Genomic DNA, 20,101 nt, shown 5'->3' on the forward strand with positions numbered 1-20,101 from the left:
GCCCTGCTCTTCCCGTAGAATGGCGCGAGTTTTTTTCTGAACCGCTGGAGCCGAATAAATGAGTAAGTCCGAAAACCTGTTTGCCGAAGCGCAGCGTCTGATCCCCGGCGGCGTTAACTCGCCGGTGCGCGCGTTTAACGGCGTAGGCGGCACGCCGCTGTTCATCGAACACGCCGACGGCGCCCACCTGTATGACGCCGATGGCAAAGCCTATATCGACTACGTTGGCTCATGGGGCCCGATGGTGCTGGGCCACAACAATGCCGAGATCCGCAATGCGGTGATTGAAGCCGCCGCACGCGGCCTGAGCTTCGGCGCGCCCACCGAAATGGAAGTGAAGATGGCGCAGCTGGTGTGCGAGCTGGTGCCGAGCATGGATATGGTGCGCATGGTGAACTCCGGCACCGAGGCGACCATGAGCGCCATTCGTCTGGCGCGCGGCTTTACCCGCCGCGACAAGATCATCAAGTTTGAAGGCTGCTATCACGGTCACGCCGACTGTCTGCTGGTGAAAGCGGGCTCCGGCGCGCTGACGCTGGGCCAGCCAAACTCCCCTGGCGTGCCGGCCGATTTCGCCCGTCATACTCTGACCTGCACCTACAACGATCTCGATTCAGTGCGCGCCGCCTTCGAGCAGTACCCGGAAGAGATCGCCTGTATTATCGTCGAGCCGGTGGCGGGCAATATGAACTGCATTCCGCCGCTGCCGGACTTTCTGCCGGGCCTGCGCGCGCTGTGCGACGAGTTCGGCGCGCTGCTGATCATCGACGAGGTGATGACCGGCTTCCGCGTAGCGCTGGGCGGCGCACAGGAGTATTACAACGTGAAGCCGGATCTGACCTGTCTCGGCAAGATCATCGGCGGCGGCATGCCGGTGGGCGCCTTCGGCGGACGCCGCGAGGTGATGGACGCGCTGGCGCCGACCGGTCCGGTTTATCAGGCGGGCACCCTTTCCGGCAACCCGATCGCGATGGCAGCCGGTTTCGCCTGCCTGACGCAGATCGCCCAGCCGGGCACCCATCAGACGCTGACCGAGCGCACCACGCAGCTGGCGCAGGGTCTGCTGGCGGCGGCACAGGCGGAAAATATCCCGCTGGTGGTGAATCACGTCGGCGGCATGTTCGGCATTTTCTTCACCGATGCTGACAGCGTGACCTGCTACGCCGACGTGACGAAGTGCGACGTCGAGCGCTTTAAGCGTTTCTTCCATCTGATGCTGGAAGAAGGCGTTTACCTGGCGCCTTCCGCCTTCGAAGCGGGCTTTATGTCGCTGGCGCACAGCGTCGAGGATATCGACCGCACCGTCGACGCCGCGCGTCGCTGTTTTGCGCAGCTGTAAACGCGTTATTCATTCAGACGGCTCCCCCGTCAAACAGCGGATGACAGGGACTGAAGAGCAAAGCGTCCCGCGACAAGGACAAAAACGTCGGGAGCGTTTTTGAACAACGCAGCGCGTTGGCCCGTTTACGGGCGCACCTCAGGAATGAGGTGCGTATCCACGCGGGCCGAGCGAGCAGGGAGGCCTTGAGCGACTTTGCAATCAGACCCTGTCATCCGCGTGAGCTCGCAGTCAACAACCTCAGACCGGCATATTGCCGGTCTTTTTTTTACCGCGAGCGTCTTAGCAGCCAGATAAAGTACGGCGCGCCGATAAAGGTCGCCATCAGTCCCGCTGGCAGCTGATCGGGAAACGCCAGCATGCGTCCGCACCAGTCGGCCAGCAGCATCAGTCCTGCGCCGAACAGCCCCGCCATCGCCATCTGCGGCAGCGCGCGGCGGAAACCGAGCATGCGCGCAATATGCGGCGCCATTAAGCCGACAAAGCTCAGCGGACCAATCGTCAGCGTCGCCGCGGCGGTCAGCGCGGCCGCCAGCAGCAGCAGCGCCAGACGCGAGGCGTTCAGCGCCATGCCCGCCGAGCGCGCCGTGGCGGAACCGAGCGGCAGCAGCGTCAGCCAGCGGCTGGCGAGCGGCGCCAGCGTCGACAGGATCAGCGCCAGCCCGACGCTCTGCAGCGCCGCCTTTTCGCTGACGTTGTAGGTCGAGCCGGAAATCCAGCTCAGCAGGCCGCCCATGCGTGGATCGCCGCTTGCCAGCAGCAGCATCAGCAGCGTGACGAACGCGCTGTTAAGCGCCATGCCCGCCAGCAGCATACGCTCCGGCGAAAAGCCGCCGCGGCTCGCCACCAGCATAATAATCAGCAGCGTTCCCGCCGCGCCGAGCGCGCCCGCCGGCAGCAGAAACGCCAGCGCGTCGCCCGGCACAAAGAACAGCATCACCACTACGCCGAACGCCGCGCCGGAGCTGATGCCCAGCACTTCCGGGCTGGCCATCGGATTGCCGGTCAGCCGCTGGATCAAACAGCCGGCTACGCCGAGCATCAGCCCCACCGCCAGCGCCGCCAGCAGACGCGGCGCGCGCCACGGCAGCAGCTGGCGTAACAGATCGCCGCTCGACCAGTTCCAGCCGTGCGCGTCGCGGCCGAAGGCGAGCGCGGCCCAGACCAGCAGCGCCAGCAGCGCCAGACCCAGCAGCGTCCAGCGCGGCACCGCATGACGTTCCGTCGGCACCCTGTCGCCCATATCAAGCGCGGGCGGCACCGAGCCGGTGCGCAGGCGCGGCAGCAGCCAGAGCAGCAGCGGCACGCCGGTCAGCGCGGTCAGCGTGCCGGTAGAGAGTTCGCGCCAGTGCGCGCTCAGCCACAGCACGCAGGCATCCGCCAGCCACAGCAGCAGCGCGCCGATTAGCGGCGCCAGCAGCATGCGGCTCAGCAGCCGACGCGCGCCCAGCAGCTTCGCCAGCAGCGGCGCAAAGAGCCCGATAAAGCCGATAATGCCCGCCACGCTCACCAGCTGCGCGCTAAGCGTAATCGCCAGCGCCAGCGTGCCGACGCGCGCCAGCGTCAGCGCCATGCCGAGGTTCTTCGCCACGCCGTCATCCAGCCCCATCAGCGTCAGCGGACGCAGCAGCGCCAGCGCCAGCGCAAAGGCGAGCAGCAGACGCGGCCACAGCAGGCTGACGTTCTCCCAGCCCATCTGGTTCAGCGAGCCGGTGCTCCAGAGAAACATCGTCTGCAGCTGGTCGTGATTGAAGATGGCGAAGATCTGGTTCACCGCGCCGCTGTAGAGGCTCAGCACCAGCCCGGAGAGGATCAGCGTCACCGGCGACAGCCGTTTGCCCCAGGCGATGCCGAACACCACCGCGCCCACCGCCAGCGCGCCGATCAGCGCCGCCAGCTGCGTGGTGGCCGCGCCGCCCGGCAGCTGCCACAGCGTGGCGACGGTGATGCCAAGCTGCGCACCAGAGGAGACGCCCAGCGTGGTCGGCTCCGCCAGCGGGTTGCGCAGCGTCTGCTGGAACAGCAGCCCCGCCAGCCCGAGCCCGGCGCCGACCAGCAGCGCCAGCCCAAGGCGCGGCAGCAGGCTGTAGTGAAACAGCATCTGATCGATATTGTCGAGATCCGGCGACAGCAGCGCCTGCGGCCACTGTGCCGCCGGCAGCGCCGCGCGCAGATTAATCAGGCTCAGCAGCAGCGCCAGTAGAAACAGCAGGCTGAGCAGCGCGGCAGGGAAATAACGATGGCGCATCAGCGCGTCTCCAGCGCGCGTTCCAGCACGCGAACAAAATGCAGCGCCGACAGGGTCGCGCCGTAGTACCACACCGCCGGAACGCGCTGAAAGCGTCCGGCCCGAACAAACGGCAGCGCCTGCCACAGCGGGCTGCGGCTCAGCTGCGCCATATCGGCGTCGTTGTCGTGATCGAAACAGATCGCCTCGACATCGCGCAGGTGCGCCAGCCGTTCGATGCCGATCACCGCGCTGCCCCAGAAGTTGGTTTCGCCCTGCCACGCACTGGTCAGGCCAAGATGCTCCATCACCTCAAGAAACAAACTGTTTTTGCCAAAGGCGAGCGCGTGGCGGCTGTCCATCAGCGACATCAGCAGGATCGGACGCGCGGCCCAGGGCGCCAGCCGCTGGCGCGCGGCGGCCAGCTCGCGATCCAGCATCTGCAGATGCGCCTCCGCTTCGGCTTCGCGGCCGATGCGCGCCGCCAGCGCACGCAGCGAGTCGCGCGCGGCAGAGAGCGGCCTGCCGTCGCCGCGATTGAGGTCGAAGCCCATGATCGGCGCGATGCGCCTCAGCTTATCCGGCGACGGGCCGTAGCCGTTGGAGCAGAGGATCAGCGACGGCTGCAGCTGCGTCATCAGCTCAAGATTCGGTTCAGTGCGCAGGCCGACGTCCAGCGTGTGCGGCGGCAGCGGCGGCTCGCCGACCCAGATGTTGTAGTTGCGCGTGTCGGCGACCGCCAGCGGCATGACGCCGAGCGCCAGCAGCAGTTCGGTCGGTAGCCACTCCAGCGCGATAATGCGCGCCTGCTCGGGCGCGGTCGCGGCGCGCAGCGGCCAGGCGCTCAGCCACGGCGACAGCGCCAGCGCCGCCAGCAGGCGACGACGAGTGATTTCCATGATCGGGTCCTTAGTAGACAAAGCTGACCGGCGCGCCGCCCTGCGGATGCGGCAGGATGCCCATCGGAATGCCGTAGATCGCGCCCAGCACCTCGGCCTGCATAATGGCGTCCGGCGCCCCTTCGGCGATCATTTCGCCGCCGCGCAGCGCCACCAGATGGCCGCAATAGCGCGCCGCCATATTGATGTCGTGCAGCACGGCGATCACCGTCAGGCCGCGTTCGCGGCTGAGGCGCTGGATCAGCGCCAGCACCTCAACCTGATGTGCGATATCCAGCGCCGAGGTCGGCTCGTCCAGCAGCAGGCAGCGGCTGTTCTGCGCCACCAGCATCGCCAGCCAGGCGCGCTGACGTTCGCCGCCGGAGAGGCTATCCACCAGACGCGCGGCCAGCGGCTTCAGCCCGACCTGGGCGATCGCCTCCTCTACCCGCACGCGATCTTCCTGACCAAAGCGGCCCAGCGCGCCGTGCCACGGATAGCGGCCAATCGCCACCAGCTCGCGCACCGTCATGCCTTCGGCGGCGGGCAGCTGCTGCGGCAGATAGGCGACCTCACGCGCGAAGGCTTTGCCGTTCCACGCCTCGACCGGACTACCGTTAAGCAGCACGCGGCCTTCGCTGGCGTTCTGGTGGCGGCCCAGCATCTTAAGCAGGGTGGATTTGCCGGAGCCGTTGTGGCCGATAAGCGCGGTAACCTTGCCAGGCGGAAAGGTGAGCGAGAGCGGATGCAGCAGCGTGCGGCCGGGCACGTGAAAGCTGACATCCTCCAGCGTAAAAGTGGCTGCGTCGTGCGGAGGCTGCATGGTTATCCCAGGTTAAACGGGCGCCGCAGCGCCCGGTTGCATCAGAAACGGAAAGTGGCGGTGCCGACGATTTGACGCTCAGCGCCCCAGTAGCAGGCGTAGTCGCGGTAGCAGCTGGCGACATAGTCGCGGTCAAACAGGTTTTTCACGTTGACGCCCACCGAGGAGCCCGGCAGGCCGAAACGGCCAAGATCGTATTTCAGCATCGCGTCCACCGTGGTGTAACCGGCAACGTCGAAGTTCTGGTTGGTTTGCGTGCCGGTGCTGTATAGCCCTTTGCTTTCCCCGACGTAGCGCACGCCTGCGCCGACGGTGACGCCAGAGAGCGCGGTTTCATGGAAGCTATAGTCCGCCCACAGCGACGCCATATGCTTCGGCACCTGCACCGGCGTGCGGCCTTTCAGCTGCGTGTCGTGGGTGTACTCCGCGTCGGTGTAGGTGTAGGACGCCGTCAGGTCGATATTGGCGTTTACCGCCGCTTTGGCTTCCAGCTCGACGCCGCGCGAACGGATTTCGCCACTCTGCACGCTGGCGAACGGATGGTTTACCGTATCGGGATCCGCCGTCAGGTTTTTAGTCTTCGTCAGCTGATAAACCGCAGCGGTCATGGTGATCGGACGATCTTTCGGCACATATTTCACGCCCGCTTCATACTGCTTAGCGCGCGACGGATCGAAGGCCTGGCCTTCATAGGTCGAACCCGAATTAGGAATAAAGGCTTCGCTGTAGCTGAAGTAAGGGGCGATACCGTTGTCGAATACATAGTTCAGCCCGCCGCGCCAGGTAAAGGCCTGATCGTTCTGGCGGCTCAGCGTGCCGTTATAGCGATCGTACACCGAGGTCATGGCGTAATCGTAGCGGCCGCCCAGCGTCAGCACCCAGCGGTCCCACTCCATCTGATCCTGAACATAGAGGCCGGTCTGGCGCTGTTTATTGAGATGCTGATACGGGTCATACGGCGTGACGCTCTCATCGCCATACTGCGGAGCAATGGCGTTCAGGCTACTGGCCGAGCCAAACTGCGCATTGATATCATTGCGCGTGCGCTGGAAATCCACGCCCAGCAGCAGCGTATGATCCAGCGCGCCGGTGGCGAATGTCGCCTGTGCCTGGGTATCGACGGCGAACTGGTTTAGCGTCTCGTCCGACACCGCCGAGCCGCGCGTAATCGACTGGGTCGCCGCGTCGAAGCCGTTGCCGTAGATGCTGCGGTAGTTAGTGCGCAGATCGGCGTAGCGCAGGTTCTGACGCACCGTCCAGGTGTCGTTGAAGCTGTGCTCGGCGCTGTAGCCGATCATTTTGGTATTGCGCGAGATCTTATTGCTCTGCTCGCCTTCGTCGAAGTTGGTCGGTAGCTTATATTCGCTGCCGTCCGCGCGCGTAATCGGCACCACCGTGCCCTGACGCGGCAGCCAGCCGTAGTAGCCGGTTTGCGGCTCATTCTGGAAATAGGTCAGCAGGTCGATGCGGGTGTTGGCGTCAGGACGCCAGCTAAAGGCGGGCGCGATGGTGTAGCGCTTCTCTTTGTTCATCTCCTGCTGCGCGTCGGCGCTGTGGGCGAGGCCGGTCAGACGATAGCTGTAAACGCCGTCGTCATCCAGCGCGCCACCGAAATCGAAGCCGGTGGAAAAGAGGTTGTCGCTGCCCATCTGGAACTGCACTTCGCGCAGCGTCTCCTGCGTCGGACGCTTGCTTACCAGCGCCACTACGCCGCCGGGATTGCTCTTGCCGTAGAGCACCGACACCGGCCCGCGCAGCAGTTCGGCGCGCTCAAGGAAGTAAGGATCGATGGCGAATTCGGAATAGTTGTCGCCCTGCAGTTTCAGGCCGTCAAGGTACTGGTTGGTGTTGGTTTCGCTAAAGCCCCGGATCGACAGCGCGTCGATAACGCCGGAGCTGCCGCGGTTGCCGGTCAATACGCCCGGCGTGTAGTTAAACGCCTCTTTCACCGAGGCAATCTGCCGCGTCTCCATCTCCTCGCGCGTTACCACCGACACCGACTGCGGGTTTTTCTCAATCGGCGTGTCGGTTTTGGTGCCGGTGGCGCTCTTTTTCGCGGCAATGGTCGGCGCCGGTCCCCATGCGCTCTCCTGCGCCGCCTCAGCGCCGCCTGCCGCGGAAACCACCAGCGTCTCCTCAGCCAGCGCCGAGGCGCTTACTGAGCCAAAAATTACGGCAATGCTTAAAGCCAGCGGGCGGCGGGAAAAAGCGCCGCGCAGATAACAAGGAAAAGTCGTTCGCGCATTCATAGTAGTGTCTCTTGAATAAAGTAGTGGGCAGGCGAATGGAAACGAGAATGATTATTATGCCGGATGGATTTTAGGCGAAACTGCGCGTTTTCCGCAAGCGATAATCCCGCGCGCAGCGCCGTCTGGCGGGCATTCGCGCAGTATTGATCGGGCACAAAAAAAGGGCGCCTTAGCGCCCTTTTTAACCGGTGGTTTAGTTACCGCCGAACATATCTTTAATCCAGCCCGCGACGCCGTCGCCCTCTTTCTTCTCCGGCTGCTGCTGCGGTTGCTGCTGCATCTGCTGCTGGTTTTGCTGCTGGTTCAGCATCTCCTGCTGCTGTTGTTGCTGCTGCTGCTGGAACAGCTGCTGCTGCTGCTGACAGAGCGCATCGGGATCGAGCGCCCACACCGGCAGCGAGCGCCAGGTGCTGCTGCCGGTGCCGCAGACAAAGTTGCCCGCGGTGTCGACGTTCATCATCGAGACATCTTCCGGCGGCGTCAGCACCAGCGGCATCGGCGCCTGGTTATCCAGGTAGCGGCGATAGATCTGCATCGCGCCGCTGGCGCCGTAGAGCTTGCTCGGCTGGTTGTTATCGCGGCCGACCCAGGTAATAGCGACTTCCTTGCCGTCAACCCCGGCGAACCAGCTGTCGATCAGGTCGTTGGTGGTGCCGGTTTTACCCGCCAGATGCGCCTTCGGATAGCGCGCGCCCAGCGCACGCGCCGTGCCGTGATCGGCAACCTGCTGCATGGTGTAGAGCGTCAGATAGGCGGCCTGCGCCGGCTCGACGCGCTGCGCCTGTGGATAGCTCTGGTAAAGCACGCTGCCGTCTTCGGCAATTACCGAGCGCACCGCCGACAGCGAAGCGCGGTTGCCGCCGCTGGCAATCGACTGGAACGCCTGCGCCACTTCGATCGGCGTCAGGTTAAGCGCACCGAGCAGCATCGAGGGCACCGGGTTGAGCTGATCTTTCGGCACGCCCAGTTTGGTCCAGGTATCCACCACCGCGTCCAGTCCCAGCGTCATGCCGAGGTTAACCGTCGGCACGTTCATGGAGTTGGTCAGCGCGTCCACCAGCATCACCTTGCCGCTGAAGCGACGATCGTCGTTCATCGGCTTCCAGACGCTGCCGTTCGGCTGTTTTAGCGCGATCGGCTCATCGGCGATCCAGCTGTTAAGACGATAGGTGTTCGGCTGGCTGAGTGCGGTCAGGTAGGTCGCCGGCTTCGCCAGCGAGCCGATAGAGCGACGCGCCTGCAGCGCGCGGTTATAGCCGGCGAACTGCGGATCCGCGCCGCCGACCATGGCGCGCACTTCGCCGCTGAAGCGATCGACCACCACCATCGCGGTTTCCAGATCTTTCAGGCCGCGCTGTTTTTTCAGCGCCGGAATGCCGTCAAGCACCGCCTTCTCCGCCGCATCCTGCGACACCGGATCGAGCGTGGTGAAGATCTTCACGCCGGAAAGATCTTTGACCTTGTCGCCCAGCTTCGCCTGCAGCTCGCTGCGCACCATCTGCATAAAGGCGGGCTGCGGGGTGATCACGCCGCCTTTCGGCTGCACGCCGAGCGGACGCGCCGAGAGCATGTCGTACAGCTCCTGGTCAATCACCTTCTGCTGCTGCAGCAGACGCAGCACCAGGTTACGGCGCTCCAGCGCCAGCTTGGGATTACGCCACGGGTTGTAAAGCGAGGCGCCCTTCACCATCCCCACCAGCATCGCCTGCTGATCGAGGCTCAGCTCGTCGACCGGACGGCCAAAGTAGTAGAGGCTCGCCAGCGGGAAGCCGCGGATCTGGTCGTTACCCGCCTGGCCGAGGTAAACCTCGTTCAGGTAGAGTTCCAGAATGCGATCCTTGCTGTAGCGCGCGTCCATAATGACCGCCATATAGGCTTCGCGCGCTTTACGCCACAGCGAACGCTCGTTGGTCAGGAACAGGTTTTTCACCAGCTGCTGCGTCAGCGTACTGCCGCCCTGCACCGCTTTGCCGGCGGTGATATTGGCGAGGAAGGCGCGGCCGATCGAGTAGGGGCTAATGCCGTCATGCTCGTAGAAGTGGCGGTCTTCGGTGGCGATCAGCGTGTCGACCAGCAGATCCGGGAAGCCGGCGCGCGGCACGAACAGGCGCTGTTCGCCGTTCGGCGACTGCAGCATGGTGATCAGGCGCGGATCGAGGCGGAAGAAGCCGAAGTCGCGGCCGGAGTCGAGGTTTTTAATCTCGCCCAGCTCGTCGCCGTCAAACACCATCTGCGCGTGCACCTGGCCCTCTTTGCTGTCCGGGAAGTCGAACGGACGGCGCAGCAGATCGATGGTGTTGCCTTTAACCGAGAATTCGCCGGGACGCGTAATGCGCGACACCTCGCGATACTGCGTGCCTTCCAGCAGCGCGATCATCTCTTTCTTGTTATAAGCCATGCCAGGCTCAAGGCTGACCATGCGGCCGTAGACGGTCGCGGGCAGCTGCCACACTTTGCCGTCGATGCGGGCGCGGATCTCCGAGTCGAGGTAGACGCCCCAGGCGGCCATAATCACCACAAACACGAGGAACAGCTTGATCAACCAGCCTAACCAGCGGCGCTTCCCGCGCGGCGGACGCTTTCCTTTACTTTTACGCGGCACAGGCGCTTTCTCCTCGACCTCATCGTCAAAATCATCTTGTTCAAAATCGTCTTCATCCCTGCGGCGACCCCGACGCGTAGCGTTACGCGGCGGCTTGGGTTGTTTTCCTTTGCGCCCAATGGGTTCGCGATCGTTCCCAGACATTGGTTTCATTCTCCAGGCATTACGTTGGCTGCGCCGATACTCTAGCGACTTTTACCGCGTCCGCATGGCGGAACCCTCCTAAATCGATCCAGCGGGCTCAACCTTGCGGGGAATATTTTTTCGTGCGCCTTGTGGGCAAGGCGCTGGCCGGATCGTCAGGCCAGGGATGGCGGGGATAGCGCCCTTTCATCTCTTTCTGCACTTCAGGGTATGCGCCGCGCCAGAAGGCGGCCAGGTCGCGGGTGATCTGCAGCGGCCGCTGCGCGGGCGACAACAGCTCCAGCACCAGCGGCACGCGCCCTTCCGCCACCGCAGGATTGCTCGCCTCGCCGAACATCTCCTGAATGCGCACCGCCAGCGCGGGCGGCTTATCGGCGTGATAGCGAATCGGCAGCCGGCTTCCGGTGGGCACAGTGTAATGAGTTGGCAGCGCACTATCCAGCCGCTGACGTTGTGACCATGTGAGCAAATGTAATAGCGCGCTGACAAGGTTGACCGCCTGCAGCGATTTGAGATCGCGCACCGCGCCCATCTCAGGCAGCAGCCAGCGGTCAAGCGTCGCCAGTAGTGACGCGTCGTCGACCGCGGGCCAGCCCTCTTCCGGCAGCCACTGCGCCGCGCACTGCAGCCGCACGCGCAGCTGCTGCGCCGCCTCGCTCCAGCCCAGCACCGCCAGCCCTTTTTGCGCGATCCAGCGCAGCATCGCCGCGTGCAGCACCTCGGGTTCCGGGCGCGCCATCGGCTGCGCCTTCAGCACCAGCGCGCCGATCTGCTCGCGGCGCAGCGCGCGCAGCGTGCCCTTCTCTTCGTCCCACTCCACTTCGGCGCGCACCTCGACCAGCGCCGGTATCGCCTGACGCAGCGCGTCAATATCGATCGGCAGCGCCAGCAGCATGCGCGCGTCGGGCGTCGCGCTGCCCTGCAGCAGCGCGGGCGCGATCAGCCATTCATAGCGGTTCAGCCCCTCTTGCCCATCGAGCATCGCGCCCAGCCCGTTGGCGAGCTGGTAGCGGCCGCCATTGTCGCGGCGCCGCGCCAGCCGGTCGCCGAAGCCCGCCGCCAGCAGTGCCGGAAAGCGATCTTCATCGACGCGCCCGCCGCTGACGCCGAGCCGCGTCTGCCACTGCTTCGCCCGCCGCTGCCACTGCGGCTGCGGACGGTGCAGCGCGTCGCGCAGGTCCGGGCTGCCGCTGCGCGGCGGATCCTCAAGGATCGCCACCAGCAGCGCGGCGCTGGCGACCGCGTCGGCGTCCTGTCCGGCGGCGCAGAGCACGGCGCTGAGGCGTGGATCGGTGCCGAGCTGTGCCATGCGGCGTCCCAGCGCGCTCAGGCCACCGTTCTCTTCCAGCGCGCCAAGCTGCGTGAGCAACTGCCTCGCCGCGTGCAGATGTTTTTCCGGCGGCGCGTCGAGCCAGGTGAGCTGATCCGGCTGGCGGCAGCCCCACTGCAGCAGCTCGATCCAGAGCGCGGCGAGATCGCTGTGCAGCATTTCCGCCTCGCTCTGCGCGGCGGCGCGCGACGCCTGCTCTTCGGGGATCAGATGCAGGCAGATGCCGGGCATCAGTCGTCCGGCGCGGCCAGCGCGCTGCGTCATCGACGCCTGGCTAATGCGCTGGGTCAGCAGCCGCGTCACGCCGCTGCGCGCGTCGAACTGCGCGGTGCGCTCCAGCGCGCTGTCCACCACCAGCCGAATCCCTTCAATGGTCAGGCTGGTTTCGGCGATATTGGTGGCGAGCACCACTTTGCGGCGGCCGGGCGGCGCGGGCAAGATGGCGCGGCGCTGCGCCGCCAGCGGCAGCGCGCCGTAGAGCGGCGTAAGGTCGACATCCTCCGCCACGCGGGATTCCAGCTCGCGCCGCACCCGTTCGATTTCCGCCACGCCGGGCAGAAACAGCAGCAGCGAGCCGCTCTCTTCGCGCAGCAGCTGCGCCGTTTCGCGCGCCACCGCCTCTTCGAAGCGCAGCGTGGTGCTGAGCGAGGCGAAACGCCGCGTCACGGGAAAGCTGCGGCCCTCGGAGACGATCAGCGGCGCGTCGGGCAGCAGCGCCGAGAGGCGCGCGTTGTCGAGCGTCGCCGACATCAGCAGAATTTTCAGATCGTCCCGCAACCCCTGCTGCACGTCGAGCAGCAGCGCCAGCGCCAGATCCGCCTGCAGGCTGCGCTCGTGGAACTCATCGAGGATCACCAGCGACACGCCGCTGAGTTCCGGGTCGCGCTGCAGCTGGCGCGTCAGCATCCCTTCCGTCACCACTTCCAGTCGGGTAGTGGGACCGACGCAGTTTTCGCCGCGCATGCGATAGCCGACGGTGCCGCCGGGCTGCTCGCCAAGCTGCTCCGCCAGGCGCTGCGCCACGTTACGCGCCGCCAGCCGACGCGGCTCCAGCATAATAATGCGGCCCGGCAGACTGGCCTGTTGCAGCAGCTGCAGCGGCAGCCAGGTTGATTTGCCCGCGCCGGTTGGCGCCGCCAGCAGGATTTGCGGCGCGACGTCGAGCGCCTGAAGCAGGTCGGGCAGCACGGCGCTGACCGGTAAATCACTCACGGCAAACTCCCGTTCAGCCTGTGTTAAGATGGCGCGCATTGTAGCACTCATCCGCGAGGATTGCCGGAGACCGCCATGGAGACGCAACGCCTGTTTTTTGGCATCGGGCTGCCTGACGCGCTGCAGCAGCAGCTGGTGCGCTGGCGCGCCGATCGCTTTCCCGACGACGCCGGTCGCCCCATCGCGGCGGCCAACCTGCATCTGACGCTCGCCTTTCTCGGCGAGGTGAAAAGCGAGACCGCACAGAAGCTGCAGCAGCTGGCGGCGCGCATCGAACAGCCCGCCTTCGATCTCGATCTGGACGACGCCGGACACTGGCCGCGCCCTGGCGTGGTGTGGCTCGGCTGTCAGCGGCCGCCGCGCGGCCTGCTGCAGCTCGCCGATCTGCTGCGCGCCCAGGCGGCGCGTCACGGCTGCGCCCAGAGCGCGCAGCCGTTTCATCCGCACGTGACGCTGCTGCGCGACGCCGCGCCGCGCATCGCGCTGCCGCCGCGCGGCTTTCACTGGCGCCTGCGCGTCGACCACTTTTCGCTGTTTTCGTCGCACTATGCGCGCGGCCGCACGCGCTATCAGGCGCTGGCGAGCTGGCCGCTGACCTGACCCTGGAGCGCTATGCTGTTTTCACCGCCGTTAAAGCCCGCCCGCCTGATTGCCCGCTATAAGCGTTTCCTCGCCGACGTGGTGACGCCGGAAGGGGAAACCCTGACCATCCACTGCGCCAACACCGGCGCCATGACCGGCTGCGCCACGCCGGGCGACAGGGTGTGGTACTCCACCTCGGACAGCCTGACGCGCAAATACCCGCACAGCTGGGAGCTGACCGAAACGCAGCAGGGCCACTGGATCTGCGTTAATACGCTGCGCGCCAACCAGCTGGTGAAAGAGGCGCTGGCGGCGGATCTCATCCCGGCGTTATCCGGTTATCAACGCTGCCAGGCGGAAGTGAAATATGGCGCGGAGAAAAGCCGCATCGATTTTCTGCTTCAGGCAGCCGACAGGCGCAACTGCTATATTGAAGTCAAGTCCGTGACCCTTTTACATCAAGGAAAAGGCTATTTTCCGGATGCGGTGACGGTTCGAGGCCAGAAGCACCTGCGCGAGCTAAGCGCCGTCGCGGCTGCCGGCCACCGGGCTGTTTTGCTGTTTGCGGTTCTGCACTCGGGGATTGAGGACGTTTCCCCCGCGCGCCACATTGACGCACGTTACGCAGACCAACTGGTCCAGGCGCAGCAGGATGGCGTAGAGATCCTGGCGTATCGCGCGGATTTATCGCCGGCAGGCCTGTTTCTGAAAATGCCGGTTACCGTAACCTTGTAATATCTTTTGCAAATTGTTGTGGTATGAATGGTTAACGCGAGGCGCCAAATACGCTGTTCCTCACAGGCTTGTCAAGGTGCGATCATCAATAATTGCCAACCTTGACTGCTTCTGTTATTTATAGCGGCCTGTTTTTCCCCGTAGGGGGATCGATGTACCCATTTGTGGCAACGCGGCGAAAGTTGCCAGGCAAAATGTAGCGCACTGACTACACTCAACCGCCTGACGCCTCATCGCCGTCGCTGAACCACAAAAGGTATAGTGCGTGTTATCCAGGAGAAACAACATGCAAGAAGGGCAAAACCGTAAAACATCGTCCCTGAGTATTCTCGCCATCGCTGGGGTGGAGCCATACCAGGAGAAGCCGGGCGAAGAGTATATGAACGAAGCCCAGCTGCAACATTTTCGCAAGATTCTGGAAGCCTGGCGCAATCAGCTGCGTGATGAAGTTGACCGCACCGTCTCGCATATGCAGGACGAAGCAGCGAACTTCCCCGATCCGGTTGACCGCGCCGCGCAGGAAGAGGAATTCAGCCTCGAACTGCGTAACCGCGACCGCGAGCGTAAGCTGATCAAGAAGATCGAGAAAACGCTGAAGAAAGTCGAAGATGACGACTTTGGCTACTGCGAGTCCTGCGGCGTGGAGATCGGCATCCGTCGTCTCGAAGCGCGTCCGACCGCCGATCTCTGCATCGACTGCAAAACGCTGGCTGAAATCCGCGAGAAACAGATGGCTGGCTAAGGCCACGCCTGATCTCACCGCACTGCGGAACAGCATGCTGTCGCCCCGCTGTGCGGTGAACTTTACCGCCTATGTCTACGCTTCCCTGCATCGGGCGTTTCGCCCCCTCTCCGTCTGGCGAACTGCATTTCGGCTCGCTGATTGCCGCCCTTGGCAGCTATCTTAGCGCGCGCGCGCAGCACGGCCGCTGGCTGGTGCGCATCGAGGATATCGATCCGCCGCGTGAAGTCGCCGGCGCCGCCACGCGCATTCTGCATCAGCTGGAGCACTATGGCCTGCACTGGGACGGCGACGTCTTGTGGCAGTCGCAGCGCCATGCAGCCTACCGCGAGGCGCTCGCCTGGCTGCAGGCGCATCGCCAGAGCTACTACTGCACCTGCACGCGTCGCCGCATCCAGCAGATCGGCGGCTTTTACGACGGCCACTGCCGCGATCGCCAGCTGCCAGCGGACAACGCCGCGCTGCGTTTGCGCCAGCATGCGCCGGTTTTCAGCTTTGACGACCAGCTGCGCGGTCATTTGTCGGTGGATGCGCGCCTGGCGCAGGAAGATTTTATTATTCATCGTCGCGACGGCCTCTTCGCCTATAACCTGGCGGTGGTGGTGGACGATCACTTTCAGGGCGTCACGGAGATCGTGCGCGGCGCCGACTTAATTGAGCCGACGGTGCGGCAGATCGCGCTCTACCAGCAGTTCGGCTGGCCGGTGCCGGCATATCTGCATCTGCCGCTGGCGATCGCTGCCGACAGCAATAAGCTGTCGAAGCAGAATCACGCGCCGTCGCTGCCCGCAGGCGACCCGCGTCCGCTGCTGGTGCAGGCGCTGCGCTTTCTCGGGCAGCCGGTCGCGGCGGGATGGGAAGACGAAACGCAGGAGAAACTGCTGGAAAGCGCCATCTCACAGTGGAATATCGCTTTGATACCCCGTGAGAACGCCCTGAAACCGGCAGAGCCGACAACACCATTCCTAAATGATTCGCAACAGGCTATGATTAGCCGCTGATTTTATTTACACCACTTTACGTCGCTGTCGAGGTGTCCCATTTTTACCCGAGTTGCTAATTTTTGCCGGAAAGTCCTCATGCGTGATGAGGAGGCGCCCGTCGAGGTTGAAGCTGAGCGTCATCAGATGACCATTATCCCTCGTGAGAGCCATAACATCTCGCGCAAAGACATTAGCGAAAATGCCCTCAAGGTACTCTATCGCCTGAACAAAGCAGGCTATGAAGCCTATCTGGTGGGCGGTGGCGTTCGCGACCTGCTGCTGGGTAAAAAGCCCAAGGACTTTGACATCACCACCAACGCCACGCCAGAGCAAATGCGCAAGCTGTTCCGCAACTGCCGTCTGGTGGGGCGTCGCTTCCGTCTGGCGCACGTCATGTTCGGCCCTGAAGTGATTGAGGTCGCCACCTTCCGCGGCCATCATCAGGCCGAAGAGGATGCCGAAGAAGATCGCAATCAGTCGCAGCGCGCCCAGAGCGGCATGCTGCTGCGCGACAATATCTTCGGCAGCATCGAAGATGACGCCCAGCGTCGCGACCTGACCATTAACAGCCTCTACTACAACGTCGCCGACTTTACGGTGCGCGACTACGTGGGCGGCCTGCAGGATCTGCAGCAGGGCGTGATCCGCCTGATTGGCGATCCTGAAACGCGCTACCGCGAAGATCCGGTGCGCATGCTGCGCGTGGTGCGCTTCGCCGCCAAGCTGGAGATGTCGATCGCCGCAGAGACCGCCGAGCCGATCCCGCGCCTCGCCACGCTGCTGCGCGACATTCCGCCGGCGCGCCTGTTCGAAGAGTCGCTGAAGCTGCTGCAGGCGGGCTACGGCTACAGCACCTATATCAAGCTGCGTGAATTCCAGCTGTTCCAGCCGCTGTTCCCCACCATTACGCGCAACTTCACCGAAGAGGGCGACAGCTTTATGGAGCGTATGGTGGCGCAGGTGCTGAAAAACACCGACACCCGCATCCATAACGATATGCGCGTCAATCCCGCCTTCCTGTTCGCGGCGATGTTCTGGTATCCGCAGCTCGAAGCGGCGCAGCGCATTGCTCAAGAGAGCGGCCTGACCTATTTCGACGCCTTTGCCATGGCGATGAACGATACGCTGGATGAAGCCTGCCGCGCGCTGGCGATCCCGAAACGTATCACCACGCTGATCCGCGATATCTGGCAGCTGCAGCTGCGCATGTCGCGCCGCCACGGCAAACGCGCCTGGAAGCTGATGGAGCATCCGAAGTTCCGCGCCGCCTACGATTTGCTGGCGCTGCGCGCTGAAGTCGAGAACAACCCGGAGCTGATCCGCCTTAGCCACTGGTGGGGCGAGTTCCAGGCTGCCGCGCCGACCCAGCAGAAAACCATGCTCAATACGCTGGGTGACGACCCGGCGCCGCGCCGCAAAACGCGTCGTCCGCGCCGCCGTCCCGCCGCGCCGCGCCGCGACAGCCAGAACGCCTCGTGACCCGCGTCTACCTGGCGCTCGGCAGCAACCTTGCCGATCCGCTGCATCAGGTCGACGCAGCGCTGCGGGCGCTGGACGCGCTGCCTGACACCGCGCGCGTCGCCACCTCCGCTTTCTACCGCACGCCGCCTTACGGTCCGCCGGATCAGCCGGATTACCTGAACGCGGCGGTGGCGCTGGAGACCGCGCTGACGCCGGAAGCCCTGCTGGATCACACCCAGCGCATTGAGCTGGAGCACGGCCGCGTGCGCAAAGCGGAGCGCTGGGGACCGCGCACGCTCGATATCGATATCCTGCTGTTCGGCGCGCAAATCATCAACACGCCGCGCCTGACCGTGCCGCACTACGATATGCACAACCGCGCCTTTATGCTGGTGCCGCTGCTGGCCATTGCGCCCGACGTGACGCTGCCAGACGGCCGCCCGCTGCGCGACCTGCTGGCGCGCCTCGACGCCAGCGCCATCTCTCCCTGGCACGGCTGACGCCGCACAGATTGATACGCAGGAGATTCCGCTCTCCCGCGCTATCCAGTACACTGCGCCCATCTGAAATACCTGAGTTGAGAGCGCAATGAAACCCACCACTATTTCTCATCTGCGTCAGTGGAAAGCCGCCGGACGTAAGTTCGCTACCCTGACCGCCTACGATTTCAGCTTCGCCCGCCTGTTCGCCGACGAAGGCATTCAGGTGATGCTGATCGGTGATTCCCTCGGCATGACCGTGCAGGGCCACGAGTCGACGCTGCCGGTCACCATCGCCGATATCGCCTATCACACCGCCGCCGTGCGCCGCGGCGCGCCGCAGGCGCTGGTGATGGCCGACCTGCCCTTTATGAGCTACGCCACGCCGCAGCAAACCTTCGACAGCGCCGCGCAGCTGATGCGCGCCGGCGCCAATATGGTGAAGCTTGAAGGCGGCGCCTGGCTGGCGGAGACGGTGCGCATGCTCACCGAGCGCGCGGTGCCGGTGTGCGGCCATCTTGGCCTGACGCCGCAGTCGGTGAATATCTTCGGCGGCTATAAGGTACAGGGCCGCGACGAGGCGGCCGCCGAACGGCTGCTGGCCGACGCGCTGGCGCTGGAAGCCGCAGGCGCGCAGCTGATGGTGCTGGAGTGCGTGCCGGTTTCGCTGGCGCAGCGCATCACCCAGGCATTGACCATTCCGGTGATCGGCATCGGCGCGGGCAACGTCACCGACGGCCAGATTCTGGTGATGCATGACGCCTTCGGCATTACCGGCGGCCATATCCCGAAATTCGCGAAAAACTTTCTCGCCGAGGCGGGCGACATCCGCGCCGCCATCCGTCACTATATCGCCGAAGTCGAAGCGGGAACCTATCCTGCGGCTGAACACAGTTTCCAGTAATAAGGGAGCCTTACCGTGCTGATCATTGAAACGCTGCCGATGCTGCGCCGTGAAATTCGTCGCTGGCGGCAGGCAGGAAAACGCATCGCGCTGGTGCCGACCATGGGCAATCTGCATGACGGTCATCTGACGCTGGTGGACGAGGCGCGCGAACGCGGCGACATCGTCGTCGTCTCTATTTTCGTTAACCCGATGCAGTTCGATCGCCCCGACGATCTGGCGCGCTATCCGCGCACGCTGCAGGAGGATTGCGAGAAGCTAAATCGCCGCAGCGTCGACGTGGTGTTCGCGCCGGCGCCTGCGGAAGTCTATCCGCAGGGGCTGGAGAACCAGACCTTCGTCGAGGTGCCTGGCCTCTCGTCGCTGCTGGAAGGCGCCAGCCGTCCCGGCCATTTTCGCGGCGTCGCCACCATCGTCAGCAAGCTGTTTAATCTGGTGCAGCCCGATATCGCCTGCTTCGGCGAAAAGGATTTTCAGCAGCTGGCGATTATCCGCAAAATGGTGGCGGATATGGGATTCGATATCGAGATTGTCGGCGTGCCGACGGTGCGTGCCAAAGATGGTCTGGCCCTCAGCTCGCGCAACGGCTATCTCAGCGCGGAAGAGCGTCAGCTGGCGCCCGTGCTGGCGCAGGTGATGAACGGCATGGCGGCGCGCCTTGCCAACGGCGAACGCCATATTGAAGAGATTATCGAGGCCGCCGAGGCGGAGCTTAGCGAGAAAGGGTTGCGCCCGGACGGGCTGGCGATTTGCGACGCCAGTACGCTGGAGCCACTGACGGTAGAGAGCCGTCGCGCGGTGATCCTGATGGCCGCCTGGCTGGGCAAGGCGCGTCTTATTGATAATCAACAGGTCGACCTGACGCAGTAAGCGGGGTCGTTTTCAGGCAGAACAACAAGGTCTTCTGGTTATGATTCGTACCGTTTTACAAGGCAAGCTGCACCGCGTGAAAGTGACCCAGGCGGATTTGCACTATGAAGGTTCCTGCGCCATCGATCAGGATTTCCTCGACGCATCCGGCATCCTGCAGTATGAAGCCATTGATATCTATAACGTCACCAACGGCCAGCGTTTCTCTACCTACGCTATCGCCGCCGAACGCGGATCGAAGATTATTTCGGTGAACGGCGCCGCCGCGCGCTGCGCCTGCGAAGGGGATATCCTGATTATCTGCTCTTACGTGCAGGTAGAGGATGCAGAGGCGCGCCAGTGGCAGCCGAAGGTTGCCTATTTCGAGGGTGACAACGAGATGAAGCGTCTGGCGAAGGCGCTGCCGGTGCAGGTCGCCTGAGGGTAAGGTGCTTACGTGGGCGACGTGAACCGATCGCAAAGACGCAAAAGACGGCATCCCTGCCCGCTCGGCCCACGCCTTCCATGGCGTGGGACGCTTTGCTCTTCGGTTCACGTCGCC

General features: G+C 64.0%; 16 protein-coding genes. 10 read left to right on the forward strand and 6 right to left on the reverse strand.

The genetic code is table 11. The features are described from left to right. Positions 1-58 precede the first annotated feature (58 nt). Complete coding sequence (gene hemL, locus MC269_RS15105) at positions 59-1,339, forward strand: glutamate-1-semialdehyde 2,1-aminomutase (protein ID WP_081138454.1); 1,281 nt, start codon at positions 59-61, stop codon at positions 1,337-1,339. A gap of 268 nt (positions 1,340-1,607) precedes the next feature. On the opposite strand, the gene fhuB is transcribed toward hemL, so the two are convergent. The 6 genes from fhuB to hrpB all read right to left on the reverse strand — a co-directional run bounded on the left by fhuB (position 1,608) and on the right by hrpB (position 12,843). Further along, complete coding sequence (fhuB, locus tag MC269_RS15110; protein WP_239952891.1) at positions 1,608-3,587, reverse strand: Fe(3+)-hydroxamate ABC transporter permease FhuB; 1,980 nt, start codon at positions 3,585-3,587, stop codon at positions 1,608-1,610. Continuing rightward, on the reverse strand, positions 3,587-4,465 hold the full coding sequence (gene fhuD, locus MC269_RS15115; RefSeq protein ID WP_371824346.1) for a Fe(3+)-hydroxamate ABC transporter substrate-binding protein FhuD: 879 nt from the start codon (positions 4,463-4,465) through the stop codon (positions 3,587-3,589). Before fhuD ends, fhuB begins: the two co-directional genes overlap by 1 nt. Before the next feature lie 10 nt (positions 4,466-4,475). Continuing rightward, the gene (fhuC, locus tag MC269_RS15120) at positions 4,476-5,267 is read right to left on the reverse strand and encodes a Fe3+-hydroxamate ABC transporter ATP-binding protein FhuC (RefSeq protein ID WP_239952892.1); all 792 of its coding nucleotides are present in this window, start codon (positions 5,265-5,267) and stop codon (positions 4,476-4,478) included. 41 nt (positions 5,268-5,308) lie between these two features. Beyond that, on the reverse strand, positions 5,309-7,516 hold the full coding sequence (gene fhuA, locus MC269_RS15125) for a ferrichrome porin FhuA (RefSeq protein WP_239952893.1): 2,208 nt from the start codon (positions 7,514-7,516) through the stop codon (positions 5,309-5,311). A 193-nt stretch (positions 7,517-7,709) separates the two neighbouring features. After that, on the reverse strand, positions 7,710-10,262 hold the full coding sequence (gene mrcB / locus MC269_RS15130; protein ID WP_081138463.1) for a bifunctional glycosyl transferase/transpeptidase: 2,553 nt from the start codon (positions 10,260-10,262) through the stop codon (positions 7,710-7,712). Positions 10,263-10,359: 97 nt separating this feature from the next. Next, positions 10,360-12,843 (reverse strand): ATP-dependent helicase HrpB, encoded by a 2,484-nt coding sequence (gene hrpB / locus MC269_RS15135; RefSeq protein WP_239952894.1) that lies wholly within the window; start codon positions 12,841-12,843, stop codon positions 10,360-10,362. Positions 12,844-12,879: 36 nt separating this feature from the next. On the opposite strand from hrpB, the gene thpR reads away from it, so the two are divergent. The 9 genes from thpR (at position 12,880) to panD (ending at position 19,981) form a co-directional block, all read left to right on the forward strand. After that, positions 12,880-13,404, forward strand: coding sequence for an RNA 2',3'-cyclic phosphodiesterase (gene thpR, locus MC269_RS15140; protein WP_239952895.1), 525 nt, complete (start codon positions 12,880-12,882; stop codon positions 13,402-13,404). 12 nt (positions 13,405-13,416) lie between these two features. After that, positions 13,417-14,121 carry a DNA/RNA nuclease SfsA gene (gene sfsA, locus MC269_RS15145; RefSeq protein ID WP_239952896.1) on the forward strand — a complete coding sequence of 235 codons (705 nt, stop codon included), beginning with the start codon at positions 13,417-13,419 and terminating at the stop codon, positions 14,119-14,121. A 286-nt stretch (positions 14,122-14,407) separates the two neighbouring features. After that, positions 14,408-14,863, forward strand: coding sequence for an RNA polymerase-binding protein DksA (gene dksA / locus MC269_RS15150; RefSeq protein WP_033749555.1), 456 nt, complete (start codon positions 14,408-14,410; stop codon positions 14,861-14,863). Between the two features lie 71 nt (positions 14,864-14,934). Further along, on the forward strand, positions 14,935-15,864 hold the full coding sequence (gluQRS, locus tag MC269_RS15155; protein ID WP_239952897.1) for a tRNA glutamyl-Q(34) synthetase GluQRS: 930 nt from the start codon (positions 14,935-14,937) through the stop codon (positions 15,862-15,864). A 39-nt stretch (positions 15,865-15,903) separates the two neighbouring features. Further along, complete coding sequence (gene pcnB, locus MC269_RS15160) at positions 15,904-17,325, forward strand: polynucleotide adenylyltransferase PcnB (RefSeq protein WP_239955132.1); 1,422 nt, start codon at positions 15,904-15,906, stop codon at positions 17,323-17,325. Next, entirely contained in the window at positions 17,322-17,807 is a 486-nt protein-coding gene (gene folK / locus MC269_RS15165; RefSeq protein WP_239952898.1) for a 2-amino-4-hydroxy-6-hydroxymethyldihydropteridine diphosphokinase, read from the forward strand. Before pcnB ends, folK begins: the two co-directional genes overlap by 4 nt. An 88-nt stretch (positions 17,808-17,895) precedes the next feature. Continuing rightward, positions 17,896-18,690 (forward strand): 3-methyl-2-oxobutanoate hydroxymethyltransferase, encoded by a 795-nt coding sequence (panB, locus tag MC269_RS15170; protein WP_239952899.1) that lies wholly within the window; start codon positions 17,896-17,898, stop codon positions 18,688-18,690. 15 nt (positions 18,691-18,705) lie between these two features. Continuing rightward, a complete protein-coding gene (panC, locus tag MC269_RS15175; RefSeq protein WP_081138480.1) occupies positions 18,706-19,560 on the forward strand; it encodes a pantoate--beta-alanine ligase in 855 nt (284 codons plus the stop codon). A 40-nt stretch (positions 19,561-19,600) separates the two neighbouring features. Next, positions 19,601-19,981, forward strand: coding sequence for an aspartate 1-decarboxylase (gene panD, locus MC269_RS15180; protein ID WP_033793535.1), 381 nt, complete (start codon positions 19,601-19,603; stop codon positions 19,979-19,981). The last annotated feature ends 120 nt before the right edge of the window (positions 19,982-20,101 follow it).

Origin of the sequence: Pantoea sp. Z09, from assembly GCF_022394795.1 — a bacterium.
Lineage (GTDB): Bacteria > Pseudomonadota > Gammaproteobacteria > Enterobacterales > Enterobacteriaceae > Pantoea > Pantoea latae.

Excerpts from the sequence above, each read along its gene's own strand:
- hemL (WP_081138454.1), top strand. The coding sequence starts at position 59 with ATGAGTAAGTCCGAAAACCTGTTTGCCGAAGCGCAGCGTCTGATCCCC.
- fhuB (WP_239952891.1), bottom strand. The coding sequence starts at position 3,587 with ATGCGCCATCGTTATTTCCCTGCCGCGCTGCTCAGCCTGCTGTTTCTA.
- fhuD (WP_371824346.1), bottom strand. The coding sequence starts at position 4,465 with ATGGAAATCACTCGTCGTCGCCTGCTGGCGGCGCTGGCGCTGTCGCCG.
- fhuC (WP_239952892.1), bottom strand. The coding sequence starts at position 5,267 with ATGCAGCCTCCGCACGACGCAGCCACTTTTACGCTGGAGGATGTCAGC.
- fhuA (WP_239952893.1), bottom strand. The coding sequence starts at position 7,516 with ATGAATGCGCGAACGACTTTTCCTTGTTATCTGCGCGGCGCTTTTTCC.
- mrcB (WP_081138463.1), bottom strand. The coding sequence starts at position 10,262 with ATGTCTGGGAACGATCGCGAACCCATTGGGCGCAAAGGAAAACAACCC.
- hrpB (WP_239952894.1), bottom strand. The coding sequence starts at position 12,843 with ATGCGCGCCATCTTAACACAGGCTGAACGGGAGTTTGCCGTGAGTGAT.
- thpR (WP_239952895.1), top strand. The coding sequence starts at position 12,880 with ATGGAGACGCAACGCCTGTTTTTTGGCATCGGGCTGCCTGACGCGCTG.
- sfsA (WP_239952896.1), top strand. The coding sequence starts at position 13,417 with ATGCTGTTTTCACCGCCGTTAAAGCCCGCCCGCCTGATTGCCCGCTAT.
- dksA (WP_033749555.1), top strand. The coding sequence starts at position 14,408 with ATGCAAGAAGGGCAAAACCGTAAAACATCGTCCCTGAGTATTCTCGCC.
- gluQRS (WP_239952897.1), top strand. The coding sequence starts at position 14,935 with ATGTCTACGCTTCCCTGCATCGGGCGTTTCGCCCCCTCTCCGTCTGGC.
- panB (WP_239952899.1), top strand. The coding sequence starts at position 17,896 with ATGAAACCCACCACTATTTCTCATCTGCGTCAGTGGAAAGCCGCCGGA.
- panD (WP_033793535.1), top strand. The coding sequence starts at position 19,601 with ATGATTCGTACCGTTTTACAAGGCAAGCTGCACCGCGTGAAAGTGACC.